The sequence below is a fragment of the Yersinia enterocolitica genome (genome assembly GCA_002082245.2).
In the GTDB taxonomy this organism is placed as follows: domain Bacteria; phylum Pseudomonadota; class Gammaproteobacteria; order Enterobacterales; family Enterobacteriaceae; genus Yersinia; species Yersinia enterocolitica_E.
Genome location: NBTC02000002.1, coordinates 3,261,110 through 3,277,356 on the forward strand (window position 1 = coordinate 3,261,110; position 16,247 = coordinate 3,277,356).

The following is a 16,247-nucleotide window of genomic DNA, read 5'->3' on the forward strand; positions in this document are numbered from 1 at the left end:
GTATATGTACCTTGGCATCGACTTGGGCACCTCCGGCGTCAAAGCAATTCTACTGGCCGAAAACGGGCAAGTAGTTGCGAGCCAAAGTGCCGCTTTATCCGTCTCGCGCCCACGCCCGTTGTGGTCGGAACAAAACCCAGCTGACTGGTGGCAGGCAACCGATCAGGCCATGCAGGCTCTGGCCGCAGCACATGATTTGCAGCAGGTAAAAGCCCTTGGGTTAACCGGGCAAATGCACGGCGCAACCTTACTGGATAAACAACATCAGGTGCTGCGCCCAGCCATTCTATGGAATGATGGCCGCAGTTTTGCCCAATGTCAGGCACTGGAGCAAGCAGTACCCGAGTCGCGCCAGATTACAGGTAATCTGATGATGCCCGGGTTTACCGCACCAAAACTGAAATGGCTGGCTGAGCATGAGCCAGATATTTTTAATCGTATTGATAAGGTACTGTTACCAAAAGATTATCTTCGTTTTCTGATCAGTGGTGATTTCGCCAGCGATATGTCCGATGCCGCCGGTACTATGTGGCTGGATGTCGCGCAGCGTGACTGGAGTGATGAGATGTTGGCCGCCTGCGGTTTAAACCGCCAGCACATGCCAGCACTGTTTGAAGGCAGCCAGATTACCGGCCATGTCAGTACAGCTATTGCCCACCGCTGGGGTATCAACACCATTCCGGTAGTGGCCGGAGGTGGTGATAATGCTGCCGGTGCTATTGGTGTTGGTCTGTATCAGACCGGACAGGCGATGTTGTCGCTGGGTACCTCCGGCGTCTATTTTGCCGTCAGTGACGGTTTTCTCAGCAACCCCGCCAGCGCAGTTCATAGTTTTTGCCATGCATTACCACATACCTGGCACCTGATGTCGGTGATGCTAAGTGCCGCATCCTGTCTTGACTGGGCTTGCCAACTCACCGGCGTCGATAATGTTCCTGCACTGATAGCAGAAGTGGAGAAAGCACCGCCAGCGGCTACCCCGGTATGGTTCTTACCCTACCTTTCTGGCGAACGGACTCCCCATAATAACCCCAATGCTAAAGGGGCATTCTGGGGCTTTACCCACCAACATGGCAGGGCAGATTTAGCCCGTGCGGTGTTAGAAGGGGTGGGATTTGCTTTAGCTGATGGGATGGATGCGGTGCATGCCAGCGGATTGCAGCCGACATCAGTCACATTGATTGGCGGGGGGGCTCGCAGTGCCTATTGGCGGCAAATGTTGGCTGATATCAGTGGCCAAACGCTGGAATATCGTACCGGGGGGGATATCGGCCCAGCGTTGGGCGCAGCCCGGTTGGCTCAAATTGCACTGAACCCAGAAACGCCATTAGCGGACTTATTACCTGAACTGATATTGGAACAAACCCATTTACCTGATACAGATCGCCATCACTATTACACTGCTCAACGGACAATCTTCAAAAAGCTCTATCAGCAATTACTGCCGTTATGTGAGTAAATAACACCTCAGGGCTGGCGAGTAATACCCCTCAGCCCTGAGCGTATTAGTAATAGTTGATTTTCACGATGGCTGTGGCATCAAATTGGCCTAATTTCACTGATTGCCCGGCAATAGCATTCAGGCTGGCAGTATAATTTTTTGTCACCTGACTCACATCGTTCAACTGTGCGAACTCGTTATAACGGTTATATACAATCGCCTGACTGGCATCATTATAAATCGTCAATTTCGTGCCGTTTTGCATATCAATGGCATTATCACCCACTAACGGATTCGTGGTTGAGAACTGCGCCTGAATAGAAAAATTGGACAAGCAACCTTGTTTGACTGCGGTAATGGAAAACGGCTGACTAATATTATTGCCGCTATTTTGTAGCAACGCTTTATTGAATACGCCAAAATTCACGATTTGCGATTCTGGATATACCACCAAGTCTGCACCGCAGGCAATAAACCGTACTCCCGTTAACCCTGATAAGGCATAGCGCAAGTTCTTTGCCCCAGAGGTCAGATTCAGCCCAGTTGAACCATCAAGTTGGAATACCGTGAAGTTATCTGCACCCACATAATAACCGCTCGAAGGTGGGTTACCGGTCACTTTAATATATAGCCGGAAAGTCACCGTAACGGTAACGTTTTGCCCTTTAACAATCGGAGAGGAATTGGTATTTAAACGGGCCGCGTTAGTTTCTAAATCCTGCCCATTATAACTGACACCTAATTGCAACCCCTGCCCCAACGATTGATGTAGCGGGTTAAAATAGAACCACACTTGGTCAACCGTCGAGCCTAATACGTTATCGCAATAGGCTGTAACAGTAATATCGTTCGATTCCCAGACTTTCGTCCCTGCCGCAACATTCGATGGTATCGCTAATTGCCCGATAGGTATCGCAGGCTTAATCACAATACCGGTTCCCTTTTCAACACAATCAAGGGCATAGGCCGCCTGCGATAACAGCAGCGTCACCAATAAAATAACTACCGAGCCACCCATCCGGCCCATTTTATTTAACATAGCATGAGTCATTGTCATTCCTTTACCGGTACCGGAACAGGCTGCGCGCATTACTTTTTCTTTTCCGCAGGTTGAATTTGGCAATCAACAGCCGAGCAGTTAAAAATACGGATGACCATGCCACCAAAATCATCCATATAACCAATGCTATAACGACTGCCACTATAACCTGGCGTCTTGGCAATCTCAGTACCAAAAGGCGCGATCATTAGGCTATCGAAACCGGGGAAATTACCGCGATTATCCTGGCTTAAATACCCTAACGTGATGTAATACGGTGTCGGGTTATGAATTTTTAGACTTTCACCTTGCTTACTAATCTGTAATTTTTCCTGCCAGACCTCGTTATAATCTGCTTTTATCGCCGTAGGGCGGTAAAATAGCTTCACTCTATTTTGAATCGCAATTTGTACCACGTTGGTCATTTCACTTTTTGGTGGTACTTCCCGCACGTTGAAATAGAATAGCGTCTCGCGATCTGTAGCTAATTTATCAGCATCAGGCAGTTTCATAATGCGCACCTGACTTTTTTGGCCGGCATTAATCCGCTGCATTGGCGGTAAAGCAACCAATGGGTTATCTACTTTCTGGCCAGCGGCATTTTCTAACCATGATTGCGCTAAATAAGGTGATGTTTTACTCTGATTTTGCAAAATAACACTGGCTGATTTATCGCTGCTGTTGAAGATAATCCGTGTCCGGTCAAGATTAATCGCCGCCTCACTGACCATCGTGGTAAGCAATAAGGCAATCCCTACTATGGCATTATTTATCTGCTGGTTCTTCCTAACCAGCATCATGTTATTAAGGTCTTTCATTTTCTGTTCCGCTCTAAATTAGATCGTTATGCTGTGAATAACTGCTTTAAGTAAGCAACAGTTTTGGGTAAAAAATAATTTACGGTCAATAATAGTTTTCGGTCAATAAACTATTTTAATTAATATTTTTCCATATTGCTGCCTAACCTACTGACAAGGAAGTAGAATTTTCCCTGAATTCATGCCGTTATTTTCCGGCAATACTATCTTGCACTGCTTTTTGCCCCACTGAACCGTCAGTTTCCCGGCATCTTCTAAGCCAGCCAAATAGGCCAAGCCACTTTCGCCTAAAATACCTACCTCGGCTCCGGTTTTATCAGCAATAACCGATGACCCAAGTGGTGGGAAACTACCGTCATTGAGGCGGATTATGGCCATAATTTGCTGACCTTTTACTGCCCTAATTTCACGGTAACCAATAGCACCTTCGGTTAGGGTTTTTTGAATAACAGTACTATAGACTTCAATATCTTCCGGCAGGCTTTGCACATCAACCCGAACGTCTGACTGCTGATAACTGGTAACGCCATTTACCACTGCCACACCAAACCGATTGGTAATCGCCGAATTATTATTCAATGACACACCTGAAACATTGCCGGTATCAATCATTATTCTTGGCTCATTACCCGATTTATTCTGGTGAGCTGAAACACCCTTCGCAGTCGCGGTTATCGAGCCATACCAGTTGGTATTCAACGAGTTATATTCATTATTTTTATGGCTGGCATCGACACCAAACTCACCATAAGGGGAGCTATGCTGATAGCCACCACGGAACACGCCATTTCCTTGCTGTATTTCAGGGCTGGCGCCCCCGGCGCTGACACGCCAGATATTCCTCGGGTCCTGGCTGTTGAAATAGGAGATATTCTGCGAGTAGCCGTTGTTCTTATCACGTTGCGCGTCATAACTGACCTGCTGCCCAACACCAATCGGGACGCTGAATGAGAAGAACACCTGATTTTCGCTTTCATACTGGTATTTCACTTTATTGGCAGAGATTGTCGTCGAAATGCCTTTAAAAGAGCCAATATCAAAAATTTTGCTGACAGAAACACCGTAATTATTACTGGATACATCATTCCAGTAAGTTTTATGGGTAGCAGATAAGTACATAGTGATATCCGGCCAGGCCAAATATTGGTTCGCGGTCACGGTGTATGTTTGCTTATCATTTTGTAGATAATTATTGCCATTTAGCCGATCCAAATACTGGCTCATGCTCATAAAGTTCTTTTCGGAAAAACGGTATCCGGCAAAGGTAATCTGGCTATTAGTCTGGTCAAAACGCTTGGAATAGTTAACCCGGTAGCTTTCACCACTCTGCTTCCCTTCATGCGGTAACTGAGAGCGGGAATGTGTAACATCGACAGACAGCGCACCGAAATCATGTAAATTTTGCCCAGCACCCATGGCTATCGCGGTGTAGTCCTGTGACGTCGCAATCACTCCGCCATACAAGGAAACATCATTAAATGCCCCCCATGAAAACTCACCATTAAAGAAAGTCGGATCACTTACCGCGTTATTGCTGCCCTGCATCGGACGGCCCAAAGCCGTTTTATAGCGGATGGCACCTTTGCGGGTTAAAAATGGTACGGTTGCGGCGCTAACTTGGAAAGTGGTTACACGACCATCTTCCTCTTCCACGCGGACATCAATATTGCCCTGTACCGCCTCACTAATATCTTGAATAACAAACGGCCCCGGAGCAACGTTGGTTTGGTAAAGGGTACGGCCATTTTGGCTCAGAATGACTCTGGCATTGGTGCGAGCAATGCCGATCACTTGCGGTGCATAGCCACGCAGTGTCGGTGGCAACATCCGCTCATCACTGGAAAGTGATGCCCCCAGAAAACGAAATGAATCGAAAATACTGGAGCTGAGATAGGTTTGACCACCAATAAATTTAGCCCCTATCGCTGGGATAGCCCGAAATGCATACACTTGTGACCAGTCAAAATTACTGTAGTGCGAGCCTTCTGTTTCATTATTGATATATTGGTAATCAGCACGGATACGCCATGGCCCCATATTGGCGCCCGCAGTTCCGTAGCTGCTAAAATTAGTGCTACTACTACCACTTTTCGGCGCATAACGATTACCAAACAGGTTGTAATCCAATATAGCGCCGGGAATGCCATCATCCCATTGAGAAGGCGGCACCCAATTAGGATCACTGTAAGCTAACCATGCTTGTGGAATAGAGATAATTAAATATTGTTTTTCTTTATCGTAATTTGCCGTAATTTCTTCTTTTTGATCAATAGAGACACACTTGCCATCATTCCATAATGTCAGCGACTCACGCACAGCCGGAGCTAACCCTAGCAGATCAACTAAATCTGGAGACAGGCATAATTTAGTTAATTTCCCATCATCGACAGGTAAATAGGGTATCAGGTAGCGCTCAGGTAACAGCCGGCCATTAATCAGGACATCAAGCAGATAATCACCAGGAGGGGTATAATCATCAACCTCAAAACGAGACAGATCGATATTACTGCGATCTTTTGCATCGATAATATTGGTATTAAACTCTACTGCTGCAGCCATTCCAGGCAATAATAAACTCAAACCTGCCAATGTTAATATTTGCACCATTCGAAAGATCATTTCTTTTCTTCTAGATTTATATTGCATAAATAAATCACTGTCTTATGGCAAAGTATTAATAAAGGGGAGTATCCTCCCCTTAAATTGAAGCTACATACGCCGCTGTAACGTCAAATAAGCAGGGTATGACCCAAAGTAATTGGTGTTTCAGCAAAGCAGCAAACAAGTGCCGCTAACGCTGCTGCAACGCCAAGTACGAAGGGTAATTTTATTTATAGTTCAGCGCGTAAGTAGCCTGGGACACGATAGTACCGGTTGTTACAGGTGCGCCAGTTGCTTCAACGCGCGCTGCGAATACTATCTGATTCGGGCCAGTTACCAGATTAACATCAGCACCGGTATCACCCACTTTCAGCAATGCGCCGTTAGTGTCGATCAGACGAATACCTGCACCACCTGCGCTACCGGTGTTTGCCAGCAATGCTGGAGAGGTTGCATCAGAAACGCCGCCGAAAGTTACGGTAACTTTAGACATTGCAGGGTAAGTTACTGAACCTGCGGTTTGTTCAGTCAGATCGCAATCTTGCAGATCAATGTTGTACTGAACGTTCTGAGAATATTTATTACCGGTTTCCAGTAATTTATTCGCTACCTGCCCCATATCTACGCTGATATCAGTAGAGTTCGGCGCGATAGAGCATGGTGCATTAATAACAGTACCGGTAAAATGAATACGGCCATTACCTTCATCTGCAGCAAATGCTTGGGAAATGAAAGCAGAAGACGCCAACGCAATAATCAATGCACTTTTCTTAAAATTAGACATATTAAAAAACCTTTATTTAGACACCATATTTAAAGAATACGCTGATGGAATGCCATCAACGGCTCACGTCATTACCGATGGCTATAACCACGATAAAATAAATAAAAAACATGAAAGTAAAAATGCAATAAGATGAAATCACAAAATGACACTAAAATTTAATTATAGGAATGCATTCCAGAATAAAAATTCCAGAATTAATCCTCAATATTTAAATTATAATCATCAAAGTGTAATTTATATTAAATAGTAACCGATACTTTATAAACTCCCATGTATTTATATTATCTGGCTGTTCTCGCCCCGACTGGACATGGGTAGGACTATACGCGATCTTTTTATCTAGTAAATACGAATTTATCGGCCAAATCGATCGTTATATATAATTTATTTGGTGTTTTATGCCATGTTTATGATCAAAACCCAGTTATTTATGCCAAATAGGCTTGACTAAGCAAGGTTATACTTCAAATATTTTTATAATATCAGCAATAAATCTTATCTGTGTTTATTCGACAAATCAGAGATATCAACAATGTTGAAGGAAAAATCCTACAAAATATAGGAATATATTCATACGCCATCAATAGAACTATTCTTTTAATTAATTCAAATTGTATATAATAAGCAATGAATACATTTTTAATGTCAAATTTTGTCGATAAAAAAGATGTTGGAAACCAAATGATATATATCCCGAGATTGCAAAATGCAGGCTAGCACAACTAATACACCAGCAAGTTGAAGCATAAGGGGTATAAACAAATGGTTAACTGGTCCCTTTTACACCCTATGATGGCCGGATTTGGCATTCCGCTCTAGTTAAAACCAGCCCATGATTGAGCTACATCCATACGGCGGAGGGCCGGAAATGACTAACAGCGCATTACTGATTATTGATGTTCAACAATCTTTCGAACATAAATCTTTTTGGCAGCAGCAAGACTTACCCGCCTTCTCGGCGGCACTGAATCTATTAATTACCGGCTGTAAACTGCGAGGAGTGGCACTGGTCGATGTTTTTCATGTCGCCCCAGAAGGGCCTTTCTCACTGGCGTCAGGCTATGTTAAACCAATGTCGCTGGTTTCCCATCAGGCAGATGTTACCGTACAAAAGCGGGTACATAACGCGCTGACTGATTCAGGTCTGGATCAGTGGCTAAAGGAAAGGCAGATAGATCATCTAATTATTGCCGGTATGCGTACTGAGCAATGCTGTGAAACCACCGCCCGTGTGGCATCGGATTTAGGTTATCAAGTGACCTTCGTGACTGAAGCTACGCTAACCTTCCCAATGATGCAGCCAAATGGTGTGGTATTGAGTAGCGAAGAATTAAAGCTGCGCACTGAAACCGTGTTAGTCGATCGGTTTGCCACCATCCGTACCGTTGCGAAAACACTGGATGCTCTGGATACTCGGCCGTCAGAGGTGGTTGCAGAAAAAACAGTAAACTGGCAGCCACAGCCTTATTTGCCACGAGATATCACCCCTGCTGACGTTAAATATCTTAAGCAGTGGCAGTTGAAGCGCTATGTTATTCGTTACTCGCAGGCCCAAGGTGACACACCATATTACGCCCCCGCTTATCAGTTAGTTGGGCAGTGGTTACCTGAAGAAGCAGAAACGGTGAACCGCCCAGGCATTGGTTTTGTGATTGAGCATCAGGGGAAAACACTGAATTACCTGATTGTTGGATGGTGGGACAATGAGAATGAATTGCGCGTGAAAGTCTGGGTACAAGAGCAGGGAGTGTGGCGTGCGGCACGGGATGAATCGTTCTGTGTGTGGGATTTGCAGGTTATGGCCTTTGAACGCGATGCTTTTGTTGCTACTTTGCTACAGCACACCCCGGATATTCCGGCTTATCTGAACCGTTATCTGACGGTAACTGTGGATTAACCATGCAACGAAATGTCTATTTCCTATTGCTTCCCGGCGTGCTGTCGCTGGATTTAACTGGCCCGGCTGAAACCTTACGGTTGGCAGGGTCATTTAATCTCTTCTATATCAGTCCATTGCCGCAAGTGACGGCTTCCACCGACATGGTGCTAGGCCAGTTACAACCACTGCCTGACCGCTTGCCAGAGGGCAGTTTACTGGTCGTGCCGGGAGTGAGCGACTCACGCCACTACTTTGCAACCGAAACGGCCGCAGTGGCCCGTCACTGGTTACAACAGCAAAAAATAGCCATTACACAGCAAAAAATAATCTTGGTTTGTGTCTGCTCCGGTGCATTACTGGCGGCACAAGCGGGGCTACTGGATGGCTACCAATGCACCACTCATCACAATGTACTTGAGCGATTACGTCAGCAGGCACCCGCCGCACAAACCAAAGAAAACCGTATCTTTGTTGAAGACCGTGGCGTGTATACCAGCGCCGGAATTACGGCGGGTATTGATCTCTCTTTGCATCTGATTAGCCGCTATTGCAGCCCACAAACTGCATTAGAAGTCGCACGGGAAATGGTGGTTTATTTTCGACGGTCTGGCGATGATCCGCAGCTTTCCCCCTGGTTACGTTACCGCAATCACCTGCATCCCGCCGTACACCGCGCGCAGGATGTGATGTCGGCAGAACCGGAAGCCGAATGGTCACTGCTTCAGGTCGCGCAGAAAGCACATGTCAGTAGCCGCCATTTAACACGATTATTCCGCGAACATGTCGGGATCAGTGTGCGTGAATTTCACGAACAATTGCGAGTCGCAGTGGCCGAAGTTCGCCTGCAAGAAGGGTTTAATCTGGAGAAAGCCGCACTGGCTGCCGGGTTCTCCTCCGGCCGCCAGCTTCGGCGCGCACAACAGCGTGGGCAGGTCGTGGTTAACTGACCAGACGCCGCCGGTCAATGCGCTGTAATCCCATGGATAGCAAAGTGCTCAGGGCGAGAGCCAGTGCGAAAACATAGAAAATATCCAGTATCGGATAACCCGTAAAATCGTAATGATGGGTGCGAATAAAGTGAATAATGAGCGCGTGGAAGCCGTAAATCGCCAATGAATGCCCGGCGAGCCAGCTTAGCCAGCCAATTTGCTGGTTCATGCAGTTTTTAAACCACACCAGCAGTGATACCGCCGCAACGAACACCAGCGGGCCACAATACATATAGAAAGTATCCGCAAAACTGCCATTAATCCGCGTCTGCTTTTCAGTTGAGATGGCAATAAATATTACGCTGGTGATAAACAGCAATGCCGCCCCCCAACTGATCACCCTGCCTTTGGTTTCCAACATTCCAATTGCCCGCCCCAACAGCGCGTACAGCAAGTAATAAAAAGTATCACCGTAGATATAGAGGTTGATTGGCAATAAATGGAAACCGCCAATCGAATATTTGCTGGCTTGGGGATTGGCTAGCACTGCCAGCAGTAAAATCACCACCGCCAGATAGCGGCCTGACACCGGTTTGACATTAATCAGTGGTGATACCAGATAAACCACGATAATGGCGTAGAAAAACCACAGATGATAAAACACCGGTTTTTGCAGGATATTCTGTAGTGAGCTCCAACCGTTGATCGGCGTCAGGATCGAAATATAAATCAGGGCAATCACACTGTAGAACAGCAGGCATAGCCCAATTCGGGTGAAGTGCTTTTGCTGTGCACTTTTTTCACCAAAAAACAGATAACCAGAGATCATAAAGAACAGGGGCACGCAGGCACGAGAAGCAGAATTGAGCAGATTGGCAATATCCCAGTTAGCCTCACCCACCTGAGCACCACTGGTGACGTAATAGGTTGTGGCATGGATCATGACCACCATAATGCAGGCCACCGCCCGCAAATTATCAATCCAGCCAATCTTATTGGTCATGCATACTCTCTATCACCTGTCAGCATACTAAAAGCGTTGATCTATTTACGGCATCAATAATCAGGTTGCAAACAATAACGTAAATTTAACGTATCCCCAAAATAATTGGCATTGCCATATTCCTCTATTGACGGCAAAATAACCGACCTGACGCGCTTTGAATGCACACCCTGCCTGAGCCGTATCCTTTTTTACGTTTATTATTAATAGCTTAATTTATGCAAACTTCATTTTCACCCGCGACACGTTTAGGTCGACGGGCGCTTTTATTCCCTCTTTGTTTAGTATTGTTCGAATTTGCCGCTTATATCGCTAACGATATGATCCAGCCAGGTATGCTCGCCGTAGTGGCTGATTTTAATGCCAGTATTGAGTGGGTTCCGACCTCTATGACTGCCTATCTGGCTGGCGGGATGTTCTTGCAATGGTTACTTGGGCCGTTGTCAGACCGCCGTGGGCGCCGCCCGGTAATGTTGTTCGGTGTCGCATTCTTTGTGGTGACATGCCTTGCCATCTTGCTGGTCAATAGTATCGAACAGTTCATCGCCATGCGCTTCCTGCAAGGGATCGGCTTATGCTTTATTGGTGCCGTCGGTTACGCCACTATTCAGGAATCATTTGAAGAAGCGGTCTGTATTAAAATTACCGCGTTAATGGCCAATGTCGCCTTGATTGCCCCATTACTCGGCCCTCTGGCGGGGGCCGCCTTGATTCATGTCGCTCCGTGGCAGGCAATGTTTGTGCTATTTGCCGTGCTGGGGGCCATTTCATTTGTGGGCTTATGGCGCGCCATGCCGGAAACCGCCGCTCTGAAAGGGGAGAAACTGTCAGTGGCAGCGATGTGGCATGACTATAAGCTGGTGCTCGCCAACCGCCGTTTCATGTGTGGTTCCCTGGCGTTAGGCTTTGCCAGCCTGCCATTGCTGGCGTGGATTGCGCAATCACCTGTCATTTTGATCAGCGGTGAGCAGCTATCCACTGTTGAATATGGTGTTTTGCAGGTGCCCATTTTCGGCGCACTGATTATTGGTAATCTGACACTGGCGAGATTGAGCGGCAAAACCAGTATTCCACGTCTTATCCGCTACGGTGCCGGTCCGATGATTATTGGCTTGCTGGTTGCCGCAGGCTCAACGCTCTATTCATCCCATGCTTATCTGTGGATGACGGCAGGACTGAGCCTGTATGCCTTTGGTATTGGCTTGGCTAATGCCGGTTTGGTGCGGTTGACACTGTTCGCCAGTGATATCAGTAAAGGTACGGTATCTGCCGCCATGGGGATGATCAGTATGATGGTATTCACCTTCGGCATTGAGTTTGCCAAAATCGCTTACTTGTGGGGCAACAGCGGTATCTTTAACCTGTTCAATCTGATCAGTGGCTTGCTGTGGCTGGGCTTGGTGATGATATTTATTCGCCGTCAGCCGGAGGCGGTTACTGCGGAGTAGTTTTAAAGCGGGAGAGAAGCAGCGCTTTTCTCCCGCTAAATATTTTTGTTAGCGTAACTTTAAAGCTGAAAAGCTGTCACGCCATATAACTATCCTTGCGAATTAGGTTAGCGCCAAAAGCAGCACCCAACAATTAATACATCTCATGCGCTGGATATCGTAAAAATTACATATTAGGAGATGTATTAAGAAATAGCCCACTGTCACGCAACAAATGGTCGTTACCTCGGCGGCGAGTAAACCCACTGCGGTCAAAGAATTCAAGGATTTGAATCGCCAGTTTGCGGCCAACACCCAGTCTATCGCGGAAATCTGAGGCACAGGCGCTGCCCTGGCTGGCATCCAGCTCACGTACCAAATCAGCGAATTGCTCAATACGCTGGCTGCGATAGTAGCGATCAGGAACAATTGCTGTGATATAGCCCAGTTGTGCCGCTTTGCGCAATAGTGTGCGCATCTCACCTTCTTCAATCTGCATCTGTGCCGCCAAATCGCGCACCCACCAAGGGTCATCGGCAAAATAGGATGCGACCTGCTGCCACTGAACCTGCTCCTCGGCAGTAAATGCCAGGCCATGAGCTGGCAGATGTAGCCAGCCACGGGTATTCTTTAGCGCCCCTTCAGCCAGCAGATCATCAATCAAACGGAATACCAGCCCTTCATCCAGCGTTGGCAACGCCATACGCCGCAAGCGCGCCCGCCCTAATCCTAACTGATCACCATGCTGTTGATGATACAGGCACAGGACATGTAATAAGGTTTGTTGCCCTTGCTGAGCATGAGGGCGCGAGAGTGCGATATCACCGGCGACAACGCTATCGGTCTGCGCCAGTAAGTCCGCCATATCACGTTCAGTTAGCTGGCGTGCCCAACTGAAGTCAGACAAAGAAACCGGCCCTTGGGCCAGATGTAAATCTAGCACTTCACGGTCAGAGGCTGCCTGGGCCAGCGCGGTTAACCAAGATAAATACGCAGGTTGCCGTTTGCCGCGTTTGGGGGCCGTCAGATGAATCACCCGAGCACCGCCCAAGGTCTTCTTCGCCGCAATATCACGCAGAATAAGACGATCGTTTTCAGCCAGCGATAGCGGGTTATCCAACAGCAGTTCAGCAAGTATCGGCTGGGGGTTCTCGTCGGTAGGTTGTGGATTGGTCAGCAGCGAAAAACGCCCGGTAATATGGCTGGCGGCATGATGCAGATGTAAAGGTTGCCAATGTTGGATCGGTGTATCAGCATCCACAATGACAAGTACCCGCTCCGTGGCCTGCGGCGGCTGTTGCGTTAATAGCCAGTCACCGCGGTTGATCTGTTGTTTGCTGATATCGCCACTGATATTCAGGGCGATACGCTGGCCAGCTTGCGCCTGTGATGTATTTTGATTTTGGGCATGGATACCACGCACCCGCACCGGACAGTCGCCGCCGGTGAGCCATAAGGTATCACCGAGTTCCACCTGACCTGCCAACGCCGTGCCCGTTACCACCAAGCCAGCCCCTTTCACACTGAATGCACGATCGATAGCCAGACGAAAGCGCCGCTGTAACCGGCTGTGCTGTGCATTTTGTTGGTGGTATTGCGCCAGATGTTCACGTAATTCGTTAATGCCACGCTCGGTCGCCGCCGCCGTCACGAACAAAGTGACTTGCTCTGCTTGCCAGCCCTGTGCCGCCAGCTCTGCCAGCACCTGCTGGCGAGCCTGTTCGATACGCTCATCATCAACCCGATCAGCTTTGGTCAGTGCCACGGTCAACGTGGGGCGACCGCTGAGGCGCAAAATCGCCAGATGCTCGCGGGTTTGTGCCATGACACCATCATCACAGGCAACCACCAGCAAAGCATGATCAATACCGCCCACGCCCGCCAACATATTGGCTAAAAACTTCTCATGGCCGGGGACATCGATAAAACCCATAACGCTGCCGTCGGGCTGGGGCCAATAGGCATAACCCAGATCAATGGTCATGCCGCGCTGTTTTTCTTCCGGCAGGCGATCCGCATTCACCCCGGTGATAGCCTGTAAGAGTGTCGTTTTGCCATGATCGACATGGCCTGCTGTTGCAATAATCATCGAGCCAATTCCCTGAGCAACGCCGCCTCATCCTCCAGGCAACGCAAATCGAGCCACAAACGCCCATCAGCCACGCGGCCAATAACCGGCTTAGCCAAACCGCGCCAACGCGCTGTTAGGGCTTCCAGAGCACTTCCACGCCCCTCTTTTGGTGCGAACGTTACCGCCCAACTGGCCAGACGGTCTACCGGTAGCGAACCGCTACCGATCTGCGACCAGCAAGGTTCTGCCGCCAGCGTGAAATCGGTGCCATAACGAGCGGTTAGAGCACCCAATACCCGTTGTGCACTCTCGGCGATAACCTGTGTTGGCCGGGTGAGTAACCTCATGGTTGGCAGCAACTCTGTCAACCGGTCTGGCTGCTGATAGAGACGCAAGGTGGCGTCCAGTGCGGCCAGCGTCATTTTATCGGCGCGTAACACCCGCTTAAGTGGGTGCTGCTGTAGCTGCTCAATCCACTGTTTTTTGCCAAGAATAATCCCGGCCTGTGGGCCACCCAGCAGTTTATCGCCCGAAAAGGTGACTAAATCGATACCCGCTGCAATCAATTGCTGTGGCATTGGTTCTGCTGGCAAACCATAGCGGGTCATATCCACCAACGAACCGCTGCCCAGATCGGTGGCGGTCGGGATGGAGAATTCATGGCCTAATGTTGCGAGTTGCGCTTCGGCAACCGAGGCGGTGAAACCTTCAATACTGTAATTGCTGGTATGCACTTTCATCAGCAGGCCAGTGTGTTCATTTATGGCTTGGCGGTAATCTTTAAGGTGCGTGCGATTAGTGGTACCCACTTCGACCAATTCACACCCCGCCTGTCGCATCACATCCGGGATACGAAAAGCACCACCAATCTCCACCAGCTCACCGCGAGAAACCACTACCTGTTTCCCCGCCGCCATTACCGTCAGCATGAGAAACACCGCAGCAGCATTGTTATTCACGATACAAGCATCTTCCGCACCGGTCAGCTCACACAGCAAATCGGCGATAGCCCGGTCACGATGGCCACGCCCGGCACCACTCAGAGAGTATTCCAGTGTTACCGCGCCACGCATCGCATCATTCACCGCAGCAATAGCTGATTCAGCCAATGGGGCACGGCCCAAGTTGGTATGCAATACGGTACCGGAAAGGTTAAAGACGGGTTTTAACGCGGATTGGCGGCTATGTAAACGCTGCTTTAATGCTGTTGGCCAGTCACTGCACCAATCAGCCAGTGAATGAAATTGGCGGATATATTCACGAGCCTCAACCTGCATTTGACGCAAAATATCGGTCAATAAAACAGGGCCATATTCAGCCACTAAAGGGGCAACATCTGGCTCGCGTAGCAGGCGATCTATTGCGGGTAACTGACTGTATAACTGATGGGGTTCTGCGCTCATACTCACTCAGGTAATAAGGTCGAAAGAGCGCCATAATAATGGTACGGCGCTCGGTCTGAGTAATTAGTGTAGCGCGATAGAATCAACCACGCTATTCACTAACGTTTGGTGTTGCTTGGTTTTTTCAGCGGCAGAGACCATCTGAATAAATACCACTTTCTTATCTAACACAGTAAAGATTGTAGTCGCTACCATCGGCGAATTTTGTATTTTTTGCTTGGTATCAAACAGGCGGAACTTATGGCCATCAACGGTGATGTCTTTTTGTCCGGTTTGTTTAATATTCTGGTACTGAGCACTGAACCCCTGCAATAACCCTTTGTTTAACGCATCAAGGGACAAATCACTGGTATCAAGCAATTCAACGCCCGGCGGGTTAGTCACCGCAGTGACGGCCATTTGTTTACCGGCAGCATCAATCAATAACAACGTTTGATTTTGCTCATTGTTTACGTCACCCGCCAATTTAGTTTGGTCAACAAATGATGTTGGTAATACAAAGGTAACCTTACCATCAAATAGACTAACCTGCTGCTGGTCAGCGGAAAGTTTAGCGGCTGGCGTGGTTGCTGCTGGCGGAGTTACTGCGGGTGTAGAGGCTACCGGAGCGGGCGCGGGTGTTGTAGCAGGGGTCGATGCAGGGGCGGCATTGTTGGTGCTTTCCTTGCTCTCCTTACTGTTATCACACGCGGCCAGACCACCTACCAACACCATCACTACCGTCAGTTTTGCGACTATCTTCAACATACAATAAATATCCTTATTTAAGTTAGCGTATCGCTCGGATGATGGAGTAGCGCCTGTCAATAAAACCAACAGTGGTTACAATGGCCATCACATGTGAGCGCG

At 48.2% G+C, this 16,247-nt stretch carries 12 protein-coding genes; 4 read left to right on the forward strand and 8 right to left on the reverse strand.

Annotation, left to right across the window (positions count from 1 at the left end; all coding sequences use genetic code 11):
* Positions 1–4 precede the first annotated feature (4 nt).
* Positions 5–1,459 (forward strand): xylulokinase, encoded by a 1,455-nt coding sequence (xylB, locus tag A6J66_016410; GenBank protein PNM25618.1) that lies wholly within the window; start codon positions 5–7, stop codon positions 1,457–1,459.
* 46 nt (positions 1,460–1,505) lie between these two features.
* Here the strand turns inward: xylB and A6J66_016415 are convergent, their stop codons facing one another.
* The 4 genes from A6J66_016415 to A6J66_016430 form a co-directional block, all read right to left on the reverse strand.
* Complete coding sequence (locus A6J66_016415) at positions 1,506–2,492, reverse strand: hypothetical protein (GenBank protein ID PNM27050.1); 987 nt, start codon at positions 2,490–2,492, stop codon at positions 1,506–1,508.
* 38 nt (positions 2,493–2,530) lie between these two features.
* Positions 2,531–3,298 carry a molecular chaperone gene (locus A6J66_016420; protein ID PNM25619.1) on the reverse strand — a complete coding sequence of 256 codons (768 nt, stop codon included), beginning with the start codon at positions 3,296–3,298 and terminating at the stop codon, positions 2,531–2,533.
* Between the two features lie 147 nt (positions 3,299–3,445).
* Positions 3,446–5,944, reverse strand: coding sequence for a fimbrial protein (locus A6J66_016425; GenBank protein PNM25620.1), 2,499 nt, complete (start codon positions 5,942–5,944; stop codon positions 3,446–3,448).
* 181 nt (positions 5,945–6,125) lie between these two features.
* Positions 6,126–6,683 (reverse strand): fimbrial protein, encoded by a 558-nt coding sequence (locus A6J66_016430; GenBank protein PNM25621.1) that lies wholly within the window; start codon positions 6,681–6,683, stop codon positions 6,126–6,128.
* Between the two features lie 835 nt (positions 6,684–7,518).
* Between A6J66_016430 and A6J66_016435 the strand changes: the two genes are divergently transcribed.
* Positions 7,519–8,583, forward strand: a complete 1,065-nt coding sequence (locus tag A6J66_016435; GenBank protein ID PNM25622.1) for an isochorismatase — start codon at positions 7,519–7,521, stop codon at positions 8,581–8,583.
* Positions 8,584–8,585: 2 nt separating this feature from the next.
* Positions 8,586–9,512 carry an AraC family transcriptional regulator gene (locus A6J66_016440; GenBank protein ID PNM25623.1) on the forward strand — a complete coding sequence of 309 codons (927 nt, stop codon included), beginning with the start codon at positions 8,586–8,588 and terminating at the stop codon, positions 9,510–9,512.
* Here the strand turns inward: A6J66_016440 and A6J66_016445 are convergent.
* Positions 9,505–10,497 (reverse strand): O-acetyltransferase, encoded by a 993-nt coding sequence (locus A6J66_016445; protein PNM25624.1) that lies wholly within the window; start codon positions 10,495–10,497, stop codon positions 9,505–9,507. The genes A6J66_016440 and A6J66_016445 overlap by 8 nt on opposite strands.
* Before the next feature lie 218 nt (positions 10,498–10,715).
* Here A6J66_016445 and A6J66_016450 point away from each other — a divergent pair, with 218 nt between their 5' ends.
* Positions 10,716–11,945: a multidrug transporter MdfA gene (locus A6J66_016450; GenBank protein ID PNM25625.1), complete on the forward strand. Its 1,230-nt coding sequence runs from the start codon at positions 10,716–10,718 to the stop codon at positions 11,943–11,945.
* Positions 11,946–12,111: 166 nt separating this feature from the next.
* On the opposite strand, the gene A6J66_016455 is transcribed toward A6J66_016450, so the two are convergent.
* The 3 genes from A6J66_016455 to A6J66_016465 form a co-directional block, all read right to left on the reverse strand.
* Positions 12,112–14,013, reverse strand: coding sequence for a selenocysteinyl-tRNA-specific translation elongation factor SelB (locus A6J66_016455; protein ID PNM25626.1), 1,902 nt, complete (start codon positions 14,011–14,013; stop codon positions 12,112–12,114).
* Positions 14,010–15,398: an L-seryl-tRNA(Sec) selenium transferase gene (locus tag A6J66_016460; GenBank protein PNM25627.1), complete on the reverse strand. Its 1,389-nt coding sequence runs from the start codon at positions 15,396–15,398 to the stop codon at positions 14,010–14,012. The genes A6J66_016455 and A6J66_016460 overlap by 4 nt, the downstream gene beginning before the upstream one ends.
* A gap of 63 nt (positions 15,399–15,461) precedes the next feature.
* Positions 15,462–16,145, reverse strand: coding sequence for a DUF1795 domain-containing protein (locus A6J66_016465; GenBank protein ID PNM25628.1), 684 nt, complete (start codon positions 16,143–16,145; stop codon positions 15,462–15,464).
* Positions 16,146–16,247: the final 102 nt, after the last annotated feature.